General features: G+C 38.6%; 16 protein-coding genes and 1 riboswitch. Of the genes, 1 reads left to right on the top strand and 15 read right to left on the bottom strand.

What is annotated here, in order from left to right:
• Positions 1-6 precede the first annotated feature (6 nt).
• The 13 genes from FHT21_RS00970 to FHT21_RS00910 all read right to left on the bottom strand — a co-directional run bounded on the left by FHT21_RS00970 (position 7) and on the right by FHT21_RS00910 (position 21381).
• Complete coding sequence (locus tag FHT21_RS00970) at positions 7-2997, bottom strand: TonB-dependent receptor (protein ID WP_167292938.1); 2991 nt, start codon at positions 2995-2997, stop codon at positions 7-9.
• A gap of 396 nt (positions 2998-3393) precedes the next feature.
• Complete coding sequence (locus FHT21_RS00965; protein ID WP_167292937.1) at positions 3394-4521, bottom strand: TlpA disulfide reductase family protein; 1128 nt, start codon at positions 4519-4521, stop codon at positions 3394-3396.
• Positions 4522-4559: 38 nt separating this feature from the next.
• A complete protein-coding gene (locus FHT21_RS00960) occupies positions 4560-5714 on the bottom strand; it encodes a cysteine desulfurase family protein (RefSeq protein ID WP_167292936.1) in 1155 nt (384 codons plus the stop codon).
• Positions 5715-5763: 49 nt separating this feature from the next.
• Positions 5764-5861, bottom strand: a riboswitch (SAM riboswitch).
• Between the two features lie 498 nt (positions 5862-6359).
• Positions 6360-8222, bottom strand: coding sequence for a beta-galactosidase family protein (locus FHT21_RS00955; RefSeq protein ID WP_167292935.1), 1863 nt, complete (start codon positions 8220-8222; stop codon positions 6360-6362).
• A 65-nt stretch (positions 8223-8287) separates the two neighbouring features.
• Positions 8288-10435, bottom strand: a complete 2148-nt coding sequence (locus FHT21_RS00950) for an alpha-N-acetylglucosaminidase (RefSeq protein WP_167292934.1) — start codon at positions 10433-10435, stop codon at positions 8288-8290.
• Between the two features lie 260 nt (positions 10436-10695).
• Positions 10696-11301 (bottom strand): sigma-70 family RNA polymerase sigma factor, encoded by a 606-nt coding sequence (locus tag FHT21_RS00945; RefSeq protein ID WP_167292933.1) that lies wholly within the window; start codon positions 11299-11301, stop codon positions 10696-10698.
• A gap of 320 nt (positions 11302-11621) precedes the next feature.
• On the bottom strand, positions 11622-13259 hold the full coding sequence (locus tag FHT21_RS00940) for a discoidin domain-containing protein (protein WP_167292932.1): 1638 nt from the start codon (positions 13257-13259) through the stop codon (positions 11622-11624).
• A gap of 49 nt (positions 13260-13308) precedes the next feature.
• The gene (locus FHT21_RS00935; protein ID WP_167292931.1) at positions 13309-14952 is read right to left on the bottom strand and encodes a RagB/SusD family nutrient uptake outer membrane protein; all 1644 of its coding nucleotides are present in this window, start codon (positions 14950-14952) and stop codon (positions 13309-13311) included.
• Positions 14953-14973: 21 nt separating this feature from the next.
• A complete protein-coding gene (locus tag FHT21_RS00930; protein ID WP_167292930.1) occupies positions 14974-18294 on the bottom strand; it encodes a TonB-dependent receptor in 3321 nt (1106 codons plus the stop codon).
• A 153-nt stretch (positions 18295-18447) separates the two neighbouring features.
• Positions 18448-19623, bottom strand: a complete 1176-nt coding sequence (locus FHT21_RS00925) for a FecR family protein (RefSeq protein WP_167292929.1) — start codon at positions 19621-19623, stop codon at positions 18448-18450.
• Positions 19624-19723: 100 nt separating this feature from the next.
• Positions 19724-20302 carry an RNA polymerase sigma-70 factor gene (locus tag FHT21_RS00920; protein ID WP_167292928.1) on the bottom strand — a complete coding sequence of 193 codons (579 nt, stop codon included), beginning with the start codon at positions 20300-20302 and terminating at the stop codon, positions 19724-19726.
• A gap of 294 nt (positions 20303-20596) precedes the next feature.
• The gene (locus tag FHT21_RS00915; RefSeq protein ID WP_167292927.1) at positions 20597-21166 is read right to left on the bottom strand and encodes an isochorismatase family protein; all 570 of its coding nucleotides are present in this window, start codon (positions 21164-21166) and stop codon (positions 20597-20599) included.
• 65 nt (positions 21167-21231) lie between these two features.
• A complete protein-coding gene (locus FHT21_RS00910; RefSeq protein ID WP_167292926.1) occupies positions 21232-21381 on the bottom strand; it encodes a hypothetical protein in 150 nt (49 codons plus the stop codon).
• Between the two features lie 133 nt (positions 21382-21514).
• Between FHT21_RS00910 and FHT21_RS00905 the strand changes: the two genes are divergently transcribed.
• Positions 21515-21871 carry a helix-turn-helix domain-containing protein gene (locus FHT21_RS00905; protein WP_167292925.1) on the top strand — a complete coding sequence of 119 codons (357 nt, stop codon included), beginning with the start codon at positions 21515-21517 and terminating at the stop codon, positions 21869-21871.
• A gap of 229 nt (positions 21872-22100) precedes the next feature.
• Here the strand turns inward: FHT21_RS00905 and FHT21_RS00900 are convergent, their stop codons facing one another.
• Positions 22101-24161 carry an RICIN domain-containing protein gene (locus FHT21_RS00900; protein WP_167292924.1) on the bottom strand — a complete coding sequence of 687 codons (2061 nt, stop codon included), beginning with the start codon at positions 24159-24161 and terminating at the stop codon, positions 22101-22103.
• A gap of 156 nt (positions 24162-24317) precedes the next feature.
• A complete protein-coding gene (locus FHT21_RS00895) occupies positions 24318-25850 on the bottom strand; it encodes a VCBS repeat-containing protein (RefSeq protein WP_167292923.1) in 1533 nt (510 codons plus the stop codon).
• Positions 25851-25981 lie beyond the last annotated feature (131 nt).

Genomic DNA, 25981 nt, shown 5'->3' with positions numbered 1-25981 from the left:
TATTTTTTACAGTCCAATTTGAAAACCAAGGGTATAGGTTCTTGCCTGTGGCACCCCTCCATTATCAGATAATACAGTTTCAGGATCAATACCAGTATACTTGGTCCAGGTTAACAGATTTGTTCCTGTCGCATATAGTAATACATTATTTAACCTGACTTTAGAAATTAAATCTTTAGGCAGTTTATAAGATAATCTTACCTCTTTTAACCTGAGGTAATCGCCAGGTTTATACCACTGTGTTGATGATGTACTATAAGCGCTCGAAGCCACACCACCGCTCACATAATTACCTCCTGTATAAGCCAGCGGAACATCTGTAATCTGCCCGGGTGCTGTCCATCTTCTTAATACATCTGTACTTCTGTTTGACGCATTGGCATAACTATCGAGAAAGTTTTTGTTTTGATCGAATAATAAGAAACCAGTAGCATACTGGAAGAAAATATCAAGGCCAATACCATCATAAGAAAAGTTATTGGTAAAACCACCAAAATATTTTTGCTGGCTATCTCCGATAATCTTCCTGTCGTTGGTAGTAAGGTTATAGGTAAGGTTGTTATTGGCATCTAACCAAAGCGGCCTTCCATCAGCCGGATTCACCCCGGCATACTGATAAGATAAAATCCTGCTTACCGAATTGCCAACCAATTGAAACCTCGGATCGAGATCGTCTGTAATCAGTTGAAGGACTTTGTTTTTATTGTACGAAATATTAAATGAGGTATTCCATTTAAATTTTCCGGTTAAATTTTCGGAGTTGATCTGAAATTCGAAACCCCGATTCTGCATTTTGCCGGCATTATCACTTACGCCACTATAACCGCTTGTACTAGGCAATGTGCGGGTTAAGAGCAGGTTTTTATTCAGCTTGTTATAGAATTCGGCCGTAAAACTCAACCTATTGTTAAATAACGAAACATCAGTTCCTAAATTGAGCGTATAGCTATCTTCCCAGGTAAGCTCTACATTAGGTAAACCACCAGGTGAAATACCTCCTACCCCGTTATAACCTGGGTTAGAACCAAAGGTAGAAAGAGAAGCAAAATTACCAATACCCGAGTTGCCTACTTTTCCATAACTGGTTCTGATTTTCCAGTCGCTAAGCCATCTCACATCTTTAAGGAAATTTTCTCTAGACAGTCTCCAGGTTAATGAGCCCGAACCAAAGAGCCCGAATTTTTGATTTTCGCCAAAGCGTGAGTTTCCATCATAACGGATGGTTCCATTCACAATATACTTATCATCAAAGGCATATTCGCCTCTTGCAAAGTAACCCAGATTTTTAAACTCGGTAAAACTTGATGATATAGATGCCAGAACAGTACCCCCGTTCAGGGTTCTGAATAAATAGTTCGGGAATCCGGTTTTTTGAGTAGTAATGGTATTGTTAACCTGATGGCGATACTCGAAACCTGCCAATCCGGAAACTTTATGTTTGGTACCGAACAAATGGCTGTAGTTTAACGTGGCATTGGTTTGATAATTTTTAAACTCGGTATCCAGGAAAGTATAACGGCCATTGACAGAAGCCCCATCCCTGGTTCTAGGATCCTGAAAGCGGTCTTCTTTGATATCGCCATAATCAATCGATCCGGTAACCCTGAATTTAAGATCATCTATAATCTTATAATTTAAAGCAAAAATCCCTTGCAACTGGTTGGTGGTACCTTTATTGATATCGTAATTAGCCGATTTTATAGGATTGGTGGCCACAGCGCCCAGCAGCGGTTCGTTATAATCACCACTTGCAGTATACACTGCTTGTGTGGGAATGAGGAAGTTAGAACCAAATGAAGGATTTGCAAATGTAGAACCGCTAAGCGTACCATTTTGGGTAAAGGTACTTAAGTTGATATTGGCTTCGAGCGAAAGCCTGTTATTTACATTATGCTCGAGGTTACTTTTAAATGTGCCCCGTTTAAAGTCCTGTTGTATTTGCTGACCTTTTTGGTCAAATAAACCCGCCGAGATATAAAACTTGGTTTTAGCATCACCTCCCCTGGCAGTAAGCTGATAATTTTGAGTGTGTCCCTTACGGTAAGCAGCATCGTACCAGCTATAAGTTGGGGCTGCAGCCGGATCTGCACCAAAAATGGTCTTAACGCCTGATGGGCCAATAACCTGCGAACTGTTGGCGCCATAGCGGTTAACATATTCTTCGGTGTAAGTCGATAACCATTGCGGTCCATTAAGTATATCTAAACGATCTACCTCTTCGGCATAACCAAAATAGCTGCTGAAATCGAATTCGGTTTTACCGGCTTTACCACGTTTGGTAGTAATAATTACCACACCGTTTGCAGCTTGTGAACCATAAATGGAAGCCGATGAAGCATCTTTTAAAACATCTATGGTTTCAATATCATCGGGATTAATGTTACTGAGGATGTTGGATGTTGATAAGCTTCGGGATAAATCGCCTGAGTTGACCTGGATACCGTCAACAATGTATAATGGAGCAGTACTTGCATTAAATGAACCCGTACCACGGATTAGAACACTTACCGACGAGCCGGGTGTGCCCGAGTTGGTATTTACGCGTACGCCAGGCAATGTACCTTGCATAGCTCTATCGAAACTTACCAAGGGCACTTTTTCTATTTCCTTAGAAGAAATACTGGATACGGCCCCGGTAATATCTCTTTTTTTAATGGTTTGCCCAAATCCAGTTACCACCACTTCATCCAAACCAGTTGCGTCTGACTTTAAAGAGATATTGATTACCGTTCTGGCATTGATATTTTCGCGGATAGTAGCGAAACCCAGAAAGCTGAATTCTATGGTTTTGGCAGATGCCGGAACGACGATGGAATATTTACCGTTTGCATCAGTTTGCGAGCCTGCTTTTGTTCCCGGAATCCGGATAGATGCAGCCGGGATAGGAAGACCATCTTCGGCTGCAATAACTTGTCCAGTAATCACCTTACTTTGTGAAAATACAGGAAAGGTTACGACAAGGCATAGTATAATAAGCGAAAGTAATTTTCGTTTCATTTCTTTATGAAGATTAATAATAATTAGTGATGCCAAACGGCATTTATTTATTCGCCAGAGCCGATTTTAACACGGGCTGTTAAACCTTTAATATTAAAGTGTCAAAAAAATGTGCTGGCGTAAACGTGTATATAGCGTATATTTCTAATGGCTTAGAATATATTTTCGCTAATAAGTTGCAGAAACAACTAAACAGTTAGGATATTTTCATTATATTCGATTTTAAGTGATTAAATATTAATTCAGCATTAGTTGTCACATACCGTGATAAATCACTTATTCAGGGGCGGCCTCAATCGCCCCTGTTTTTTTATCCGGTAAACTTTTACACACTTTGCGTAAAAGCAGGTTTTATCATTTTCGGTTCTGTTTTTTATAAATTTTAATTAAAAGTGATTATTTGGTTTTAGCATCAAGTAACGAAGCTAATTTTTCTTTTAAAGCCTCGCCACGAAGTCCTTTAGCAACTATTTTTCCGTTTGGATCGATAAGGAAATTTGCCGGAATGGAACGGATTCCATATTGTTTGGCTACGGCATTATCCCAGAATTTTAAATCAGAAACGTGTGTCCAGGTTAACTGATCATCAGCAATGGCTTTTAACCAGGCCTCTTTTTTACCAGGCTGATCTAAAGAAACCCCTAAAACGGTAAAGCCTTTGTCTTTATATTGATTATAGGCAGCTACTACGTTCGGATTTTCTTGTCTGCAAGGACCGCACCACGATGCCCAGAAATCGACCAGAACATATTTACCTTTAAAATCAGATAATTTTACTGGCTTGTCGTTCACATCATTTTGTGTAAAATCTATAGCCTGAAGGCCTATTTTGGTGTTTTTTACCGCATTAAAATAGGTTGAGATGTCTTTGCCCGATTTGCTGTCTTTAAGGTTCTGACCCAATGCAGCATAAACCTTTTCTGCCTCAGGTTGAGCAGATTCGCTGGTTGCAATCTGGGAGATAGCTGTTAAACTTACGTAAGACTGCGGATTTGAACGGGCAAAATCGATATAAATGGGCTCCAGTTCTTTACTTGCAGCTTCGTAGCGCTTATAAATGGCCTCAGTTAAGGCTTTGTCTTTCTTTTGTTCGGCGGTTAATTTGCCAAATTCGCCATTTATTGCAGCCAGTTTATCCTGAACCGGCTTGGTTAAAGCCTTAAGTTTTTCATTATCGGCATTTACTTTCGACCCGCTGATCGATGCATTTTTTAAAGAATCGGCAGATACCAGCTGAATATTGGCAGGTTCAAGGTAAATGGACAAGAAATCGCGTTTTCCATTCTTTTCAGCGGGCTTTTTATATACCGAAGCCCTTAGCGGATCGGCGATCTCACCTTTAAAAGCAAAAGTGCCGTTTTTTAATTCAGTGGAGTCTAAAAACGATTTACCATCTTTCGAATAGCTCAAGTAAATTTTCTCATTCCCCTTATCATTTTTTAGGGTTCCGTTTAACGAGAATGGTTTTTGTGCCAGTGCAGCTAGTGGTAGTACAGCAACTGCAACGAGTAGTGTTTTTTTCATTTCAGTTTAATTTATGGGTGTATGATTAGGAATTATTTTTAAGCGTAAAGAAGATTTGGCCGTTCCTGGCGATTGTGGTAAAGGTTGTTCAATTGCGCAACCACTTCATCGATTTCAGCCTCGGTATTAAACCTGCTGAAAGAAAACCTGATTGTTTCTTCATTTTTACCAGTTCCCAATGCTTCAATAACATGCGATGAATGATTGGAAGAACAGGCGCTTCCTCCCGAAACAAATATGCCTGCCCTGTCTAAAGTTCGTAACAAATCTGCACCATTGGGCAATGCGGGTAATGAAACACTTAATACCGTAGATAAGCTTTTATCAGGATGATCTGAATAACCGTTAAAGTTTATTTCAGAAAGGCTTGTAAGCCCGTTAAGCAATCTTTTTTTAAGTGAATGGATATATGTTTCGTAAAGGTTTTGGTTATCATAGGCATGCTGAAGTGCCGCTGCCATCCCTACAATACCTGCTACGTTCTCGGTACCTGCCCGCTTTCCCGATTCCTGCCCTCCTCCCTTAATAAAAGCACGCAGATTAGCCGGTTCTTTTGCATATAGAAAACCAACACCTTTCGGCCCATGAAACTTATGCGCCGAGCCCACCAGAAAATCGGGCGCCAGCCGGCGGGTATTAATATCGATATGGCCAATAGTTTGCACCGTATCTGAATGGAATATGGCACCATGATGCTCAGCAAGATCGGCAATTTCTAAAATGGGATTCAAATTTCCTATTTCATTGTTACCATGCATCAAGGATATCAGCGCAGGTTCTTCATTTTTGAGCAAAGTATCCAGTTCAGTGAGCGATAATTTTCCCTTACTGTCATTTTCAAGATATACCAATCTGATTATTCCACTGTCTGCCAAAGCTTTAAGCGTATTTAAAACAGCATAATGCTCTAATCTGGAAGTAATAACAACCCGGATATTATGGTTATAAACTGCTGAAAGTAAAGCTGTATTATCGCCTTCGGTTCCGCCAGAAGTAAAGAAAATATTTCCTGGTTCTGTATATAAAGTATCCGCAATAATTTCCCTCGATCGCTCTACGGCTTCTCTGGCATACCTGCCTAAAGCGTGTGCCGAAGACGGGTTTGCAAATGATTCAAAAATAAAGGGCTTCATGGCTGTAAAAACCTCACTGGCAAGTGGGGTGGTCGCTGCATTATCTAAATAAATACTCATCTTTCAATTTTAAATCATCACTGCTTATTCAGATTTCCGGAGAAAGTTATTCTTATCTTTCCCTTACGGGAAGGATTTAGCACCTTATTTGGCAACAGGTTGCTAAGACATCATAGGGCCTTTTCCCTCCGTCTTTCTGGATAAGTCAAAAATATATTAACGGCACAAATGTATATAATTTCTATAGATTTTATAGTTTTTAATTTGATTTTTTTGTGCCAAGCTAATATTATGTATATAATTACAGCGTTGTGACATTAATAGACAAGATTTGAACTCTGCAATCACTGTTTTTCAAAACAGTTGATGAAAAACATTACCTTAGAACCGAACACATTAAAACACTGCCAGATTTTATCTAACCATTGTTTTAAGCTGTAAAAAAGTTTGACTGAACCGAAAAACATTTACTAGAAAAAAGTCAGCTGAGTAATGTAATACTGCATTATTTCCTTTTAACGGAATTTAGATATTGTTTCGTTTTATACCCGATAATTTATTAAGCCACAGCTAAATAATTGTTACAGCGCATAGTGATCTACACTGCCTCCCATTAAGGCAGTGTAATCCAACTTCATAAAAAATCACCCAAAACGATGGAATAACTTCTTAAAGGAATGATCGAAGATCATCTAGGTTAATACTTTAAGGCTTCAGTAATTCTAATACAGGTACTTCTACAGATTTAATTACTTTGTGTAGCGTGTCATTATTCTGCTCGAAAATTACAATTTCATTCTTGCCCTTTTTTAGCCAACAACCTGGTAGGTACAGCGTTTGTTGGGGACCAACGCTCCAGTAACGTCCTATATTTATTCCGTTAATAAACACGATACCTTTACCCCAATCACGCATATCAAGAAAAGTATCACCAGTTTTTGTTAGAGAAAAACTTCCTTCGTAAAAAGCTGGTCTTCCAACTGTTGCCGTATTTTTTGCCAAGGCTAAATTAGGCACAACCTCCATAGGCAACTTATACATATTCCAGTTTCCGCTAATAGTTTGTCCATTAATAATTACCGGAGAAATGATACCTTTTGTACTGTTAATGATTTTTGCCCCGTAGTTAATTCGTCCCATATTTTCAACTACAATATCTAAAACGGCATTAAAAGGAATGTCAATATCACAATCATATTTTTTATAATAGCTGTTTAATTCAGCAACCTTAGTTCCGTTGACATACACAATGGCATAATCACGCAAACCAGCCAACTCTAGTTTACCACTAATAGGCTGATTAAATTTTTTGCTGTACCAAACGTAGCCATGTCCTTGATTTAAAGCTTCAAAAGTTAAAGGATTATCGTCATTTACTGGTGTAATTTTACTTTTAATATCTTCCAAATCAACTGCTTTTGTTAAAATAATATCCGGAATAGCAATTACAGGAATTTTTGCCGGAACAGCTGGAGTTTCTGGCTTTTTCAGTAAATCTCTTAAAGCATTGTACTTTTCGGTAGCCCAACCAGCCTCACTAATTGGCGCATCATAATCATAACTGGTTAAATCTGGCTGAATATCATGTTTGTTATCATAATTTGCGCCAGATGTAAAACCGAAATTTGTACCTCCATGTACCATATAATAATTAAAAGATACGCCACCATCTAAATATTTTTGCGTTTGCTTAACCACTGCTTGCGTAGAAACTTTAGGAAAAGGCTCTGCCCAATGGGCTAACCAGCCAGGATAAAATTCTGCTACCATATAAGGTCCTTTACTACCATTGTATTTATTCACCAATTCCTTAAGCTTGGTTACATCATCTTCACCATTTGCAGTTGGTAAAGCTCCTGGTAATGCGCCACCCTCAAAAAGCCAGCTTCCGTCTGAAGTAAAAAATGGCACATTAAAGCCAATATCTTTTAACTGTTGAAATACAGCTGCGCTATACCTTTTATGATCTTCTAATGGAACATCCTTACGTTGAGCCACATAAGACCCAAATTCATTTTCGCCCTGCACCATTATGATTGGACCTCCATTGGTTATTAAAAGATTTTTAAGCTGTCCGTACAGTGCAGTAAAATAAGCTTTTGTTGCAGCTAAATATTGTGGATTATTGCCACGAATAATCATGCCTGGCACCTTTTGCAAAAACCATGGATAGCCGCCAAATTCCCATTCGGCACAAACATATGGGCCTGGTCTAAGGATCACAAGTAAACCCTCTTCTTGAGCAGTTTTGATGTATTCGGCGATATCTCGATTACCAGTCTTAAAATCCCAAACCCCGGGAGCAGTTTCATGGTAATTCCAAAAAACATAAGTAGCCACAGCATTTAAACCCATTGCTTTCATCATTCTCAAGCGGTGGCGCCAATAAGGTTTTGGAATGCGTGCATAATGCATTTCTCCACTATAAATTTGAATCGGCTTATCGTCTAACAGAAAATTACCGCCCTCAATAGCGAAAGTGTGTTTTGGATCTTGTGATTTAGTTTGCGCCAACAGATTATTTATTAAACAGATAAATATAAGCAATGGTAAAAATTTAATTTTCATATTTTTTTCGTCAGTAATGGTTGTTCTTAGTTAATTATATGCGAACTACTTGGAATAAAAACCAGTTATTTTAATATATTATCAATCAATTTATTTAGCTGAGAAACATTTATAGGCTTTAGCCTATAGGTATCAGCCGACTTTGTCCAGGCCACTTCCATGGCAAAATAATCGGGGCTATTGCTTTCCTTACCTTCCATCTTAGCTAATTGCTCCTTAATAAAGCGCTGCCAGCGGGACAGATATAAAGAGCCTAGCAAACCGCTCCATTCCTTATGCGCATAATCATGTAGATCTGTCTTTGGATTATTTTCGGGTCCCCAATAGGTTATCTGAATTTTTGCATTTCTTAAAGCCCTCTCTCTATCCGCTGGTGTTTTCGCAAAATTAATAGCCTGTTCCAACCAGCGGTTTAAAGAAAAGTACCTGCTTGAGCTCAACAATGAGTCCTGCTGGAGTATCAGTTTCTGGAATACAGCACTTTCTTTTTTAAATGCAACCGCATCTTTTGCCTGTATGGCCTCAATCATATTCTGATAACTTTTATCTCCTTTATTGGCCAATACCTGCCTCACGAGATCAATCTTATCTGTTTGATATGTTTCAACATTTGCATAATCATCACCAGCCGCTACAAAAAGTTTTACCGCTTCCAAAAAAAGTTCCGGATTATAATTTCTTTTGCGGGTTCCCCATGTTGAAACCGTTTTAATAGCAACACCAGGCCTTGCACAAAAAATAGATTCCGAAGGCCCTTCCTGATAAATTTCTGGACTGCTATAGGCTGTTTGCAACAATAACTGCCAGGCCTGGTCCATTTTTGAACTGCTTTTTCCATAGCGGTAGTCCTGATAGGTCTTAATCCAACTCTTTACTGATACAGGATTTTGATGCCAGCCAAGCTCAAGCATAAAATCGAAAGCTACCGGGTTATTGTTTATCCCCTCTGGAATAATACCAATACCCGCTAAATACTGTCCATACTCGCTCCCTTTAGCTCTGTTCACTTCATCTGAAAAGCGTTGAAGCTTACCATATAAACCATTCTTTTCCCCGAAATTACTTACGTTACTCCAAACAAATGGAGTTCCATTATAGCCTTTTCTTTTTTCCCAGTTATTGGTGTTTTCTCCAAATAGTTCAATCACTAACGTTTTCTTTTTATCTAAACCATTAAGTAGCGCTTCAGAAGGATTCGATTGCCACCCCTGCAGTACCCAGCTACTGCCTGAGAAGTGCTGATCCATTTTTCGTTGTATAATGGTAGCTGCCGTACTCACATCAACCCCTTTGGAGTTTCCACCCTCATGAAAAGGATCTCCGCCAAAAAAGTGAAGATCAGCTCCATAAAGCTTCTTCATTTCTGTGTAATAGATATCAGCTACCTGACTAAAGGCTGTATCAGTAGGAATTAGAAAATCAGGGCGTGTAAAACCTCCAGCCCACTTACCCTGGTCTATCACGCCCGCTTTCATCTTGTTTTTAAGGCTTGTTGGAACCATGCCATAAAACCCTTGCATTACGGGCTCAATCTTTAAGTCTCTCATACGCTTAATGATCTGTTGTTCTAATTTGGCCTGTTGATTAATTACACTCTGAGTAATCGGGCCTCCCCAGCCTTCCAGGTTTCCCATTAACCACCACGCACTAAAAGCAGGATCAGCTATGAAATCGCCGATATCCTTGTTATTATAGCCTAATTTTTTTAATGTATTCTGCCAAACCGCCTCCATTCCAACAGGTGCAAGCATCAGGTTCACCCCATTCAGTGCCATCCAATCTAGTTCACGTTCCCATTCAGCCCATTTGTAATACGCCATTGAATAGCTAATGGTACAATAATTTAAGGCATACCTAAAGCGAAATGGCGAAGATATCCTAACCTTTTTATTGATTTTTGGGATATTAAGAAGCGGAGATAGATTATCTCCTAAATGAGACATGCTTCTGTTACAGTAATACTTGAGATAATAGCCCAAACCATAGGCCGCACTATTTGAATTCGAAGCAGCGATATTCACCATATTTCCAACTGAGGACAGTTCAAAAATATCTTCGCCTGTTTCTGTTGGTATAACACTGAAAGATAGGGATGAAACAAGCCATGGAACCCGGCGCTGCGCAATTTCCCTGACTGCGGTATATGCCTCTCCGTATACAGAAAAAGAGATAACAATAAATAAAATTGATAAATTTAGTTTTACAAGTTTCATACTGATTTCAAAAAGTTATTGCGATTATATTTGATTGAAGGCCCATTAAATTTAAATATTAAGCCTTTTTTCGACTCATTTTATGCACCTTTTTATTACTATACGCTTATAAAGGAAAAAATCTATGCTAGCTATAGTATTATACCTTATTTATTGTTTTTTTTGGAGGGAGGGGATTTTGTTAATGCCCCGTCTTTCATTGCCCTAGAAAATCCTTTCATCCAAAGGGGCTCATCTGAAACACGATTAATCATGTTGTGCTATTTTTGAAAAATCCGAATCAGGCTTATGAAAGAAAGTACCAACAGTTCTGAATCGTATTTGCTTATTTCAGCTTTTAGGAATGCTGAGGCTTTCGCCATATGATCTTTAATTGTGCCTACAGAAACGCCTAACTCATTAGCAACGAATTCGTAACTCTTATTTTCTAACTTGATCAAACGAAATACGATCTGTCGTTTTGGCGGTAACTTATTAATGCTTTCTTCAATAATTTCGCCAAGTGCTTTATTCTCCATGAAATCAGTCACAGGATCATAAATTTCGGTTGTCATGTTTATCAGCCGGTCCATTAGCTTTTTTTCGCGCAGTACCCTCCTATAAAAATCAATAGCGATATTTTTAGCTATTGTAACCAAAAATGATTCAAAAGGGAAATCTGAATTTATTTTATCGCGGTTTAGCCAAACCTTCAAAAATACATCCTGATGTAATTCGAGAGCTACATCCTCCAGATGAACGAGTTTTTTAAGGTTATAATAGATTTTCCTGTCGTACTTCAAATAGAGCAGATTAAAAGCGTTGACATCACCTTCCCTAAGTGCATCCGAAAGCGCTTTTTCATTATTTGATGATCCGACAGGCATTTATTTATTCGAATAGTTGATTAGGACTTACCCCGTATAAATATAAGTTAAAATATAATATATTATTGCCCTTTTTTTAAAGTATTGATTAAAAAGTACTGGTTAAATTTGGATGAGTTCAACAAAGAAATGGCAACTTAAGATTAATGAAAAAACCGGTGCTATCCAGCTAACCGGTTTTTCTAACTAACTAATCTTAACCAAGATTGCTCATTTATAAAAAACTTTTGATCAATCAGCAATCTTAGATCTATTCATAATTTCTCAGAGATCTATTTAGCATGAAATTTTCAGGCATTTAATCTCCTCCATAAATGTTATTATTCATTAAAAGCTGTTATTTCTGCAATATTTGCGGCATTTCCGCCATTGTATGATGAAAGAACAATAATCTTAAAATATCTTGCCGTTTTTTGAGACGAAAGATATACATGTTGTAGACCGGCCATTGCTTTCAATGTAAAATTTCCCGCGCTCTGCCAGGTCAATCCATCCATGCTAGTCTGTATTTCAATATCCTTGCATTTCGCACCATACTGTGATTCCATCGCTATTGTAAACCCAGTAAACGGTAGAGGCGATTTCATATCGATTGCAACAAAATGTGGAGGAACTGCTACGGGGTCACTCCATCTGGAAATCCATGAGCTTTGAAAGTTATCGTCGATAATATTGATTGCCTTACCATCGTCGCCGCTTGTTTGGTTAGAACTGAAACCTATTACCGACCAAGTGCTGTTGTTATACTGGCTGGCTTTAGGTCCAAATTCAATCACCGGGATACCGGCGTTGAACGTATATAAAAAGACATTCTCCGTTATATTTCCATTATCGTTTACGAATTTAATCTTTAATTCATAGGGTATTCCATCTGTTTTGTACTGTAATTCGGCAATAGGCATCTCAACGTAAAAACTATCAACCCCGATTGCCTTAGACTCCCAGGTTGTTGCGTTATAATCTCTATTTACTCCAGTCCCTTCATTATCAACATTTGGATCATTATAATAGAGGATACTTGTTACTTTCCCGTTTGTACTAAATTTACCAGAAACAATTATACTTTGTTTGGCTGCGTCATATCTTGCATAAATTTTCCTCAGCGTAGTATTCACGCTACCATAGTATACCTTGGTATCGGTGTTAAATATTTGATTTGCATTAAGAATGGCACAGTCTGCAGCGGTCAAAAATGTTGGGCTTTTCCCTAATGTTCCATTCCCTGCATACATGAGTGACATTCCTTTTAAAGGGTCGTTGTTTTCCGAAACCTTTTGACAGTTATGAGCTAAGTTTAACCCGTGTCCCAATTCATGTATCAAGCCACCAAACCAGACGCTGAATGCGTTGCCCAGCACATCTGATTTTCCGAGATGTTTAATATCCAAATCCAGATAGTCTAAGGCAAAACAGCTTTTACCATTGCCATAAAATGGTGGGCCAAAACTACCTCCGCCCGGAGTTCCATCGGCTTTCATAAAGTAACTAGGAATAATAATGAGGTTGTGATCACCTGATTTAAGTGATGGATTGGCTGAAAAATAGCTATTAATCTCACTCATTACGTTACCCGCTCCACCATTATACTGATAATTGGCTTTACCTTTTGTTCCATTAATCACAATTAGCCTAACATCAGTTTTAGCCGCATTGGTATAAAGACCAAAAGTCTTATTGGGATAGCCATTAAGCGCCATTTGTTCTTTATACCAGTTTTGGCCCCATAAGAGCAATTCGCTCAGTCTTTTTTGATAATTAGCCGGAGGAATAACATCTGACGGTATAAAATAAATCACATTTAGATTGTATTTTCGATCAGAAGTGTAAGTAACAAGACTATCCTGTTGAATAACGGATTGAGTAGTGGATGGCCTCAAAACAGGCTCTTCACCATCGTTTTTTTTACAAGAGCTAAAAAAAAACATCGCTAGAGAAACATAAATTAATATTGTTTTCATAAATTTTATATTTTAAGTTGAAGAATAAAAAAATTACTTCTTGAGCTGGTTACCAGCCCTCAGTCTGTTTAAAGTCTGGGTTTTTGCCGTTTAGCTTATCTATTTCCGATTGGGGAATAGGCATTAAATAATGCTTTGTTTTATCAAAAACACGTTTTTGGGCTTCGAAATAAGTAAATGTGGTATCCGTAGCATTGCTTGCCGAAATAGTATAATTTACCCCGTAAACAGGCCGGTTATCAACCACCTCTGCAATCTTCCATCTCCTTACGTCCCAGAAGCGGTGTCCTTCAAAGGCCAGCTCAATCCTCCGTTCGTGCCTAATTACCTCCCGCATCTCTTCTTTAGTCAATCCTGCAGGTATGTCTGGCATCCCTGCTCTCCTGCGGATTGGGTTGATAGCATTGTATACATTTGCATCTGCACCGGCTACTTCATTTTGTGCCTCTGCATAGTTCAGCATCAGCTCGGCAGTCCTGAAGATTGCGAAAGACTTGGTTACCCCTCCAGAATTGTTAGATAAGTTCAGGCCTTCGGTCATGTATTTCCTCCACCAATAGTTGGTTCCTGGTTGCTCCGCATTATCCTTATCATTGGCGTAAATATTAATCTTCCGGTTTTTCCAGGTTGCACCAGGGTATAACACCGTTGCGTAAAACCTTGGATCGCGGTTTTTATAAGGATGTTTGGGATCCCAACCAGAGCCTGCAGACTTAATAGGAATACCATTTTTCATTTCAAAATCATCAACAAAATCCTGGATCGGCCCACAGTTGTTCCATCCGCTATAACCTAAAGGCTGCATTACCTGATCTATTCCTGACACTGTACCTGTTCCAATATTGCGCCCCCATATACATTCGGTGTTTGCATATTTTAGAAAGGCATCAGGAAATTTGGGCTCTAAACTATAACCCTCTGCCAAAGCTGCATCCAGGGCCTCCTTGGAAGCTGCCGCTGCCTTCTGCCATTTGGAAGCATCGCTGTTTGGATTAAAAAAAGTGCTGGCATAATAAAGGTCTAATCTGGATTTTATTGCCTGACAGATGGTTTTGGTAGCCCTGCCCCATAAACCGGGATCGTGTTTAGCTGGCAGGTTTTGCATGGCCACGTTTAAGTCTCTTTCAATAAAAGCCACCACTTCGGCATATTCACTCCTTTTTAGGAATACGGCGTCTCCATCTGTTGCAGGCGAAAGCGGCTTGTCCATAATTGGAATTTTACCCCAGCCCCTGAAAAGTACAAAGTGATAAAAAGCACGGAGCATCAAAGCTTCGCCCCTTAACCTGGCTTTTCTGTTTGGAACATTTGGATCTTCAGGAATCTTTTCAAAATTGGCGAGAAAAAGGTTACAAGCCCTGATTTTGGCGTATGCATTTGTCCAATCATCTCCTAATGGAGAAAAATTACTTGGATTCCAGGCACCGGTGTTAAACAAAACCGCCCCGTTTGCCCAGCGCTGTTTCGATTCATCTGTCATGGCCGATGTGACATAAGAATTACCAGTACCATAATTCCAGGATGGAATAGCGGAGTAGATGTTATTTAAAAAACCTTCTGCATTATCTATATTGCCAAACACCTCTGTTTCACCGATATAATCACTCGGCACCCTATCTAAAAAGCTTTTTTTACATGATGTTACGACCGAGATCAATAACACAACCAATAAAGCATAACTATATTTTTTCATTACTTTAAAAATTTAAGTCTGTTAAAAATTCATCGATACACCAACATTATATACTTTCATTGTTGGGTAAAGGGCAGTTCCGTTAGCTGTTTGCTCAGGATCATAATCTTTGTAAGGAAGTTTATCCCAGGTAGCCAGATTCAGCCCGTTGGCAAATATCCTGAGCGAATTTATTTTCACTTTAGCTAGTGTACTCGCTGGGAATGTATAGCCCAGCTCCAGATTTTTAATTTTGATGTAGTCCGAACTGTAGATAAAAAAAGTACTCAATTGAGCATTGTTCTGCCCCCCAGCTGAACTGTAATGCACACTTGGATAGGTTGCGGTGCTTGCCGTTGCAGGCGTCCAAACATCCTGTAGCCTGTCGGGGCCAAGGTAAGGTACATTTGTTTTACCACTTAGGGCTCCCTGTACCAGTATACTCAAATCAATCCCCTTCCATGATGCGCCAAGAGAAGCTCCAAAAGTATTGTTGGGAAAGTTGCTTACCTGTATCGCTACCCTGTCGTTCTCATTGACGATACGGTCTCCATTCATATCACGGTAACGGATATCGCCAGGAATTACCCTTCCGGCAAAATTTTGCTTTGGAGCAGCATCTATTTCCGTCTGATCTTTAAATAAGCCTTCTGCAATATAACCCAACTGGTAACCTACAGGAAGCCCGGTTAAAGCCTGATAAGGGTATGCCAGATTCGGCTCATCGCGGGCAATGATCTTGTTTTTATTGTAAGTCCAGTTGATGTAGCCAAAAAGATTAACTTTGTTAACATGGGTATTAAAATTTAATGATGCTTCAAAACCCTGGTTCAATACCTTGCCCACATTGATTGCCGCTAAACCCGCAATACCAAGATAGGTAGGAATAGTCTGTGGTGTGGTAAGAATGTTAGTCCTGTTTTCTCTAAAAACGTCAACATCTAACTTAATCGCATTATTAAAAAATCCGGTTTCTAAACCAATATTGGATTTTTGTGCCTTCTCCCAGGTAATGTTTGGGTTACCTGTGCGGTTCACATTATATCCTCCAGCTGTATTTGGACTTGGAGAGCCGAAATCAAAACCTCCACCCCTGCTATAATCTGATATAAATAACCATCTGGAACCACCAATATTATCGTTACCCACATAGCCGAATGATCCGCGGAGTTTTAAGTAATTCATAGCTTTACTGTTGTACCATGGTTCGCTTGAAATTACCCAGCCTGCAGATACGGCAGGGAAAAAGCCATAACGTTTACCTTTAGGGAAATTTTCTGATCCATTATACCCCACATTGAAGTCTGCAAAATATCTGGAATCATAATTATAAGATACCCGTCCAACAAAACCTTCATAGGCCCTTGGCAGGTCACCAGTAACCGAGGTATAATTTCTGTTAAATAATGCCAGACCGGAGACAGCATGACTGCCGAATGACCGGTCATAATTTAACTGTACATTATATGAATAATAACGTGTAGCAGAAGTACTTGAAGATTTTGTAAGGGACGTTTCTGTAGAAAATGGTGTGTAGGTTTCTACACCACTTACCGGATCTTTACGGTAACGGAAGGCCGTAAATTTTTGATCCTGTCCATAGTTAATCGCACCAAAATTCTCGAAGGTATACAATCCTTTAATATTCAATCCTTTGATAATAAACTCCAGCTTATGGTTTACCTCTATCGTGCCATTGGTACTGTTCCAAAAATTGTCATAATAGCCACTCTGTAACAGGGAGCCCAGAGGATTTCTTACGGAAACTGAGTTTATACGGCCTGCGCCGAAAGTACCGTTTGGATTATATATCGGTGTTGTATAATTCTGCATCAGGGCTACATCGCTAAAAATTGATTCATAGCCAGGTCCCGGGCCTGTCCTTTGTTCAATTCTTGAAGCAAGGTCTAAACGGACAGTCATCATATCAGTTGCAGTAATGTCAATATTTGACCTAAAATTATAGCGATCATATTTCTGCGAGATGCCATATTTATTGTCTTTTGCCCCTTTAAACAATGTTCCTTGATTTAGGTATCCTAAAGAGACAAAATATTTCACACTGCTATTCCCACCACTCATATTGGCATTATATTGTTGTTGCGGGGTATTGCGCTCAAAAATTACATCATACCAATTAACATCGGGATAGGTATATGGATCTGATTGGTTTCCGAACAGTTCTATTTCCTTGGGGGTCCATATTGGATTGCTTCCGTCATTAGCAGACCCTTGGTTATCCAAAGTAGCTTTTTGAAAGCTGCTGAAGCGCTCTGGGATGCGCTGTGGTGTTTGGATACCATATTGTCCGTTAAACTGGATATTTGTCTTCCCAATCTTTCCGCGTTTAGTTGTAACTAAAATCACCCCATTTGCACCTTGTATGCCATATAATGATGTTGCAGCAGCATCTTTTAAGATACTAATAGAAGCCACCTCATTTACATCGATATCTCCAAAGTTGACGTCTCCCCTGGTTAGTCCATCAATAACAATTAAAGGACTTTTGCTTGCTCCATAGGTACCAATACCTCGAATATAGATGGTTGAAGCATCTCCTCCTGGAACACCTGACGATTGAATTGTGGTAAGCCCTGGTAAACGGCCCGCCAGCGCATTGCTCAAATTGGAAACAGGGCTCTGCTTAAGCTCCTTTGTCTGAACGGTAGATATTGCCGCAGTTACACTAACCTTTTTCTGTGTCTGGCCAAAACCAGAAACTACTACCTCATTTAAGCTCCCAGCCTCTGCAATTAGCTGGATTAGCATTTCTGCTTTTAGGTTGGCCTTAATTTCCTGGGTTTGATAACTGACAAATGAAACCTGTAAAATAGCTCCATCCTGAACATTTTTAAGCAGAAAATCTCCGTTATCGCCACTCAATGTTACGGTTGTAGTACCTTTTACCTTAATAGTTGCTCCCGGAAGCCCTGCTCCGGCCTCATCTACAACACGCCCCCGAATATCGGCAAACAAATGCTTAACGTTGTTGGGTTTGGCCTCATTACGGTCTGTTATTACAATAGTAGAAGCCTCGATGCTGTAAGTTAAGGGCTGATTGGCAAAACATTTGTCTAAAACGGTAGATAAGGGGGCATCTTTAACATTAATGGTAATATTGTTTATCTTTTTTATCCGGTTAGCATTATAAAAAATATCTAAGCCGCTTTGTTGACTAATTTTGTCTAATACTTGCTCCAAAGAAATATTCTTTTCTGAAAGGGTAATCTTATTCTGTGCAAAGCCAGCTGCACATACCTGGAAAACCAGGGCAAAGAGTAGGAAAACGGTAAGTTTCATGGTTAGCAGGACTTTATTTTTCGCACAGGGAATCCTGTACGATTTAAAATCATAAAATTTCATACATTTGAATAGTTTAGGTTGTTAAATGCTCCGCTGCCGGACCATCGTGTTTGGTTGATATTATTTTGAAAAATGTTGTTGAGCAGGCAAACTGAATGATCTCCGGGAGTGTCTCCAGCACTTCCGGCTTTATACAGCCTATCCCATGTAAAATTATGGCATAACTGTAATCCTCCTTTCTTTTACTTTAAAGGTTACATCATTGGTACGTGTTAATATCCTTAAAACTTCTTTAAGGGTTTTTGATCTAGAAATCTTCCCGCTAAAGCTCAGGTTTTCCATTGAACCGGCATAATCCACTTCAATATCGTACCAGCGGGCCAACTTACGCATCACACTTTTTAGATCTTCATCTTTAAAAATAAAACGCCCATTTTTCCAGTCTATCTGGGCGGCCGCATCTACCTCCCTTACCGACCAGGAACCGTCCATTAGAACAGATTGTTCTCCGGGTTTCAGATACTTCTGCCCAGTTTCTTTTTTCCCTTGTTTGTTGATTACTTTTACGCTGCCATCAAGTAGGGTGGTTTTAATCACACTTTCATCGGTATAGGCACTAATATTGAAATGTGTACCCAGCACCTGAACCTCCTGCTTAGCAGTTACCACGATAAATGGTTTAGCTGCATTATGCGCAACTTCAAAATATCCTTCGCCAGCCAACTCTACCTTTCGCTCTGCACCATTAAACTGCAAAGGATAGCGTAAATAGGAAGCAGCATTAAGCCACACAATAGTGCCATCATTAAGAACAATCCGGTATTGGCCGCCTTTTGGGGTTTCAATAGTGTTAAATAGGGCTGAGTATTGATTATCGGTAACGGGAGCGCTTAGCTGAACATATTCCAAAAGCCCGTTTTCTTTCTTTTTGATTTTTATACCATTTTTTTCTGCAATATCAGTATTGGACTTATCGTCTAAAACAACTTTTGATCCGTTACTTAATGTTAAAACTGCCTTATTTCCTCCTGGCTCAATCAGTTGCGCATAATCAACAGATCCCTTACTGATGCTCTTCCCGTCCCTAAAAAACAATATCCCTAAGCTGAAACAGATGAGTAATATAGCAGCGACACTTATCCACCATAAATTAATGTGTTTCTTAAGCCTTAGGCTGGCTGTTTGTTCTGTCTCAGACTCTGCTCTTATCTGCGTTAAGAGCCGGTTTAACAAAACATTTTTAAAAAGTTCTTCATCTTGCGTTTCAATGCTTTCAATAGCAGGCTTGCTTAATCTGGAATAGTACGCTTCAACCAGGCGCTTTTCATTTTCGCTTGCTTCGCCGTTTATATAAGTATCGATAAGAGATAAGAATTGTTTTTTTTCCATGGTCTTAATATTATGTTCCAAAAAAGACACGCGACCCTATGGCAAAATGACTTTTCTTTAAAAGAAAATCATAAAAACCTGATATACAATACGATAAAATCTAAATAAAGGTATAGGAAACGATTATACAAACGCACATTTCTATGCTTAAACCTTCACGGATGAGTTTTAACGATTTCGACATTTTTTTCTCAACCGTTTTTACTGAAATCTCCAGCCTGCCTGCAATCTGCTTGTATGACATCTGCTCTTCTCTACTCATCAGAAAAATCTGCCTGCAATCGGCGGGTAAACTATCTATCAATCGCTGTAGCAAATGCAAGTGGTCTTTAAAAATCATAGGGTCTTCTTCTATAATTTCTGTAGTAATCTCTGCCAGCCGTTTATAAAAACCGGCATCTACCTTTTGTGAACGGATAGCCTTTAATACTGTTAGCCTAACTGATTGGTGGAGATATGCCTTTAAGGATACAATATTCAATTCCTTTCTACGTCGCCATAAATGCAGGAACATTTCCTGTAATGCATCAGATGCACCTTCTTCATCGCGCAGAATAGTAAAAGCTGTTCGGTAAAGCTGTTTCCAATATAGATTGTAGATTTCACTAAATGCCAGCTCATCCCCATCTCTTAATCTTGAGATTAGCTCATCTTGACCCGATATTTGGTAAATCGACATTTGTACTGAAAAACGAAACTAACATTTTTTTACAGTTATTTCGTGGATATTTTTTTTAATTCACCCACATAACAGTTTAAAATGATTATTCAGATACAATAGCCGACTTATTTAATATCTTCTTTACAAAGCATCCTGAAGTTCTCAAAAATTCAATTAAACCGTTGATCACTCTGGTTTAAACCTCGTAATTGCCATCAATATCCTTTCTTTACTGGAGTGATGATTAAGAAAGTGGAACATTTTCTCGAATCAAGCCAAATAATTTTACTATTCCAATAAGCATTGATCTCTTTAACCTAAAAATCGAGCAAGCGTGGCAAAGAGTGATTTAGTTTGCACATCGTTAATTTGAGGCATCAGGCTACTTAAAAATGCGGGCACGCTTGAAAGTATTACGCCTTCTTTTTCAAGTTGACGAAATGCTGCCTGTTCAGTCCTGTCACTCAAGCCACCACAAACATCTGTTAATAAAAATACATTGTAGCTGTTTCTTAGCGCACCAAGAGCGGCCTGAATTACCGCCAATTCTGTTGCCACGCCACCTAGTACAATTGAAGATCTTTTGTACTTTTTTATAACTTTTAGATTTGAGTCATCTTCAAAAATGCCTGCAGTTGAGCGGACTACCATTGTATACTTACTCAATTCCTCGATGGGACTTGGAGAAACACCTGCCTTAAGTGCAACACCTGACAGGAAAACAGGAATATTAAGAATATCCGCTCCTTCAATTAATACTGATACCGCTTTCCGGAGACTTTCCTCAGCGATTGTTTTATTGGCAGCAAGAATGATTTCAGGCTGCAAATCTGCCAAAACAATGATAACATTGTCTAGATCTATTTTTTTTACGTTATTCATTTGAAATATATTGAAAAAGAGTAAATGTTTTTTTTCTAGAAAATAGTGAACATGAGCCAAGCTTACTATATAGCCATCTGCACATCAATCAGATTATTTTTGCCTGAATTTTCTATATCCCGTGAAATACCGATGATATTCTGACTACGATTGACCAATTCCTCAGTGAAGGCTAAACCAACAAAGCCTGTTGATCCTATTATTGCTATTTTCACTTGATCTGCATTTAAATTTATTTATACAAAAATAAGGGATTACATCATGTTAATAATGATTTTTACCTTTTGGTAAGCGGTTACCATTAAGTAAGCAGTAGGCGGTTTAGTAATTAATTTGTAAATTGGTTATATGAAAAAACAGAAAATAGAGATTTCAGATTACTGCCGTTTACAGATCCAGGGTGTTAAGGATACGCAAGACCTATTAAGTGGAAAATGGAAAAAAGTTATCGTAGTTGCCTTATTTTACAATCCCAAAATACGGTTCATGGATTTAGTTCGTCATATAGAAGACATTGCGCCAAAAGTTTTATCTAAAGAATTAAAAGACTTAGAGGCAAATCAGCTTGTTAAACGAACTGTTTTGGACACTATGCCCATCACAGTTGAATATGAACTTACCGAATATGGAAAAAGCCTAAATAAAATAGTTACAGAAATGGCAAAATGGGGAATTCATTATAGAGAGACAATTTTTAGATCGTAAAAGCCCTCATTACTGTTTCGGAAAATTAGCTCTCACATTACGCTCCTTATTTTCCCTGTCTGTACTCGTCTTACTCATTTCCAATTGTGTAATTCCCCTCAACAGCACTCCACAGACAATTACACCGCGATGTAGGCAAGTGGTTAGATACTTAAATGATAAAACATAACCATGCTTCAATTGCTTGAAGCACGGTTAGTTCTAAGAAATATAAACAACCACTTGCAGATTATGGGCGTTTAACGATACTCCAATCTGCACTCCAATAACCAGTTGGCAATGAAGCTGTAGTCTCCACATATCCTAAATTCTGCTGGGTATTTAGAAGTTTACCGGTATAGCGATTTTGTAACCGGGTGTAGCTACCATTTGCAACTAAAGAAAAATCGCAGCTCCATTGATCAGGGGCAACCAGAACATTGTATTCTTCATATCCTAGTTTGTTCTCCTCTTCCATGTATTTTCCTGTTTTACGGTTTTTAAAACGGGTGTAACCATTATGCAGTTCCTGAGACCATTGCGCGGATGTAGAATCAGCACTAATTTGGGTACATTCTACTTTACCCGTGTTGTTTTGAAGATTAATCAGTTTCCCTGTATTCCTGTTAATAATAACGTAATAACTAGGAGCGGTAACGCCAACAGGCCAGATCGCCCCAACGGTTGGGGTTTGGCCGGTTATATTGGTATTGGCAAAATCAAGGGTTGCATTATTAGCAAATGAAAATCCATTATTGATACAAGGCGAAGCGGCCTGCAATTTGAAAGCGGCTATTGCAGCGGCAAAATCAACATTATTACCGGCTGCATTTAATAATGTAGCCCCAAAGTTGCTTCCTGCAGCAAAAAGTGGATTTGATGTAATTGCATTAACCTGTGGAGAAAAATAATTGGTAGCGGAAGAAAAACTCGCAGCCGGATAGAAGCAATTGTTTTTAAATTCACTCGACTGACTAATTGGTGCTTCACTAAATGCGGTTAGCGATCCCCCATCCAAAAAGAATATATTGTTATAGAATTTTATTGCCCAACCAGAAGAAGAGCCTCCGTAAGAACCCAAGATCCGTGTTGAAATGCCCTGGCCAATGTAGAAGATGTTATTATATATTTTAAGCCCGTTATTATTGCTAGGTGATAACGCAAATAACCGTTTCGTAACACCGCTACTGCCACCATCGTTTACACTAATATTATAACGTACAGTAACATTATTTGCAGCTGGCATTAATAACATAAAGCCATGTGCATTGTTATGTGAATAATTATACTGGAAAATATCTCCATTTGAAGCACCTTCGTCATCATCATCGTCAAAGGCTGTTCCGTCCTGGCTTCCACCCGATTGATCACTTACTTCATTATATTGTACTATTGAGTTAGTACTATGTGTTAGCCATATACAAGCACCATTACCCCATGAAGTTCTAATTACCCTGTTTCTTTCAATCAGGCCGTTGGTTATACTACCAATTACGATCCCATTTCCCCATACATCCCTCAATAGGTTGTTTTTAAAGGTTATATTTGTAGATGCATAATTAGGATTGGATGGGTTTATAAAATGTAGATGTGTATTTGAGTGGATACCTGCCAAACAGCTATCAATTGTATTGCTATCAACAACAATATTGGTAAAGGAACCTTCAAACCCAATCCCCAATACTGCCTGTGTATAAATATTATTGTTATTTCTAAAACTCTTCACAGCACAGTGCGTAATAGAAATATTGGATTGCATAGCTGAAGAAGGGCTGTTTTTAACATAAATACCAGAAATTGATGCATGGCTTGTATTATCACCACTATAGCTTAACGGATTGGCGTTATTAGCGATTATTGATAGGTTGTTAATTTGCCAATTTGATTGATTGCTTAACATTACAACCCCAAAAACACCCCCCGTAGTGTTTTGAAATTGGGTAATGCTTAATATAGGGGCCGGGCCGGTTCCATACCTGTCAATAACGATCGGATTGCTTACAGTTCCCGAGCCTTTGGGCCTCAGGAGTACTGTATCACCGCTCCAGGTATCGCCAGCTTTAAATAAAATGGCATCACCAGGAGAAAAAGTCATGCCTGAAATTTTTTTGACTGATTTAAAAGGGTCATCTGGTGTTCTCCCCGTATTATTGTCGTTCCCGGTTGATGATGAGACATAAAAAGTACGGATAGCAGTAACCGCCCTTGCATTCGCACCAACCCCTTTATCCACAGGAGTTTCCCTTTTGCACGAAAGCATCAAGATTGCCAATAAGGCAACGTAAAGTTTTAACCAATAGTTTGTTTTCATGATTTAAAATAAAAGGTTTATAAATAGTTAATTAAAGTTTAATGTTTGTTAACGAGCGATTAAAATGTATAAGCCCATTTTTTTACATAGGGAAACGAGATCGTTTCTCGATCGTATTTTTACGATTAAATGAAATAGGTAATCTTGGTTTTTAGTTTATGGCTTGGTTTTTAATACGATAAGCTCTGGTCCTTTCAGCCATTTTTGCATTAATTTCCTATTGTTATTGGCAATAGCGGCCATATTCCCTAAAATAACATCAGGCCTGCCATCCCGGTTAATATCAGCAACATCCATACAGATCCATCTGCCTAAACCAATAGTTCTGCTATCCGTAAAAGTTTTAAAGTCATTATTTCCATGATTTAAAAGCCAGACAAAGCCTTCCTTAGGATTATTCTCAAAATCAGCAGAAAAACTGATAGCTGCTAAATCCATTCTACCATCACCATTAAAATCAGCAGGCATTGCCTTATAACAGCCATTCAGATGGAGAAAGAATTTCTGTTTAAAATCTCTACCCATGTTTTTATAAATATAAATGCCATGATAGGGCTTTAAAACCGGAGAAAAATCTGCATTGTCTCCACTGGTATATATAATGTCTTTTTTACCATCATTATCCATATCAATAATGTCAAAACTGCTCGAGCCATAAGAAGGTGGAAAATTAATTACCGGTTTCTGAACGAACTTACCATTGCCCTTGTTTATAAATTGATATATGCCTTCTATATCATGGGCAAAAAGAACCCATAGATCGGGCATACCGTCATTGTTAATGTCATCTATGTACATTTTTTCGGCTCCGACAATATTTGAAAGGGTAATTTTTTTATACTGGTTAATCCCGATATTTTTAAAAAAGCTCAATTGCCCTTTCATAAAACCAAATTCGCAAACAATTATATCTTTCCTACCATCTTTGTCAACATCACAAAGCAAAGTTTGTATGGGCCTGTAAAGGCTGTCGCAAAGTTTTACACGACCAACAATTTTGCTTTTTTTAATTATAACGTCTTCCACAAATCCGTTGGCAGTTCCACCATTAGGCTGTAAACTGCCTATATGGGTAATTAGAAAATGATCTCCATCTTTCTGATTACCAATCGGAGATACATTTACAACACCTTCACAGAAAGGTAAACTAGTTTTGAATTTTAGTTTTTCATCAAAGATATTAAGTACCTTACCTGCATAGTTCGATTGAAACAGCAATTTTGATGAAGTATCAAAATAAACGCAGGTTGTGAATGACTTTGCGCTCTTTTTTGGTGCTTCTAAAACGGCAAAATTATCATTGGTATCGATTGCTGTAACTGGGTTTACCAGTTTTACCGGCGCCTGATCCAAATAGAACTCCACTATCTTATTCCATGATTCAGTGGGAATGTTAGCATGAACAGGGTCAATTACCGGATCTCTTAAGTTGAGGTACTCTTTCGGAATTTTCTTATATACACCATTCTTATCTTTATATAAATCAGCAAAAGCTCCCATTACCGGCAAAACTTTTTTATCCCAGATGTATTTTGGTAAAAGTGCTGGCTCTGGATAGGTATGACAAGAAATACAATAAATTTTCGATAACTGTTTTCCAGATAGATCAGTTGTTGACCGATTACAGCTGCTATATAACGTTATCAGACAAGCTATTGCAAAAATGCCTATTATATACCTTTTCTTCATTTGATTAATTGAGAGTAGACATTCGGATCCAACGGAACAAGATGAATGCATCATTGAGTGGCTTTATAACCACCCAATGTGCTTTACTGGTTAATGCGATTCCTATTACGGGGCAAAAATCAATTTACAAC

This window comes from Pedobacter sp. SG908 (assembly GCF_011759615.1).
Classification (GTDB): Bacteria; Bacteroidota; Bacteroidia; order Sphingobacteriales; family Sphingobacteriaceae; genus Pedobacter; species Pedobacter riviphilus.
This window is presented reverse-complemented; position numbering and strand designations above follow the sequence as displayed.

Excerpts from the sequence above, each read along its gene's own strand:
- FHT21_RS00960 (WP_167292936.1), bottom strand. The coding sequence starts at position 5,714 with ATGAGTATTTATTTAGATAATGCAGCGACCACCCCACTTGCCAGTGAG.
- FHT21_RS00915 (WP_167292927.1), bottom strand. The coding sequence starts at position 21,166 with ATGAATAACGTAAAAAAAATAGATCTAGACAATGTTATCATTGTTTTG.
- FHT21_RS00920 (WP_167292928.1), bottom strand. The coding sequence starts at position 20,302 with ATGTCGATTTACCAAATATCGGGTCAAGATGAGCTAATCTCAAGATTA.
- FHT21_RS00930 (WP_167292930.1), bottom strand. The coding sequence starts at position 18,294 with ATGAAATTTTATGATTTTAAATCGTACAGGATTCCCTGTGCGAAAAAT.
- FHT21_RS00895 (WP_167292923.1), bottom strand. The coding sequence starts at position 25,850 with ATGAAGAAAAGGTATATAATAGGCATTTTTGCAATAGCTTGTCTGATA.
- FHT21_RS00945 (WP_167292933.1), bottom strand. The coding sequence starts at position 11,301 with ATGCCTGTCGGATCATCAAATAATGAAAAAGCGCTTTCGGATGCACTT.
- FHT21_RS00950 (WP_167292934.1), bottom strand. The coding sequence starts at position 10,435 with ATGAAACTTGTAAAACTAAATTTATCAATTTTATTTATTGTTATCTCT.
- FHT21_RS00955 (WP_167292935.1), bottom strand. The coding sequence starts at position 8,222 with ATGAAAATTAAATTTTTACCATTGCTTATATTTATCTGTTTAATAAAT.
- FHT21_RS00970 (WP_167292938.1), bottom strand. The coding sequence starts at position 2,997 with ATGAAACGAAAATTACTTTCGCTTATTATACTATGCCTTGTCGTAACC.
- FHT21_RS00965 (WP_167292937.1), bottom strand. The coding sequence starts at position 4,521 with ATGAAAAAAACACTACTCGTTGCAGTTGCTGTACTACCACTAGCTGCA.
- FHT21_RS00940 (WP_167292932.1), bottom strand. The coding sequence starts at position 13,259 with ATGAAAACAATATTAATTTATGTTTCTCTAGCGATGTTTTTTTTTAGC.
- FHT21_RS00905 (WP_167292925.1), top strand. The coding sequence starts at position 21,515 with ATGAAAAAACAGAAAATAGAGATTTCAGATTACTGCCGTTTACAGATC.
- FHT21_RS00925 (WP_167292929.1), bottom strand. The coding sequence starts at position 19,623 with ATGGAAAAAAAACAATTCTTATCTCTTATCGATACTTATATAAACGGC.
- FHT21_RS00900 (WP_167292924.1), bottom strand. The coding sequence starts at position 24,161 with ATGAAAACAAACTATTGGTTAAAACTTTACGTTGCCTTATTGGCAATC.
- FHT21_RS00935 (WP_167292931.1), bottom strand. The coding sequence starts at position 14,952 with ATGAAAAAATATAGTTATGCTTTATTGGTTGTGTTATTGATCTCGGTC.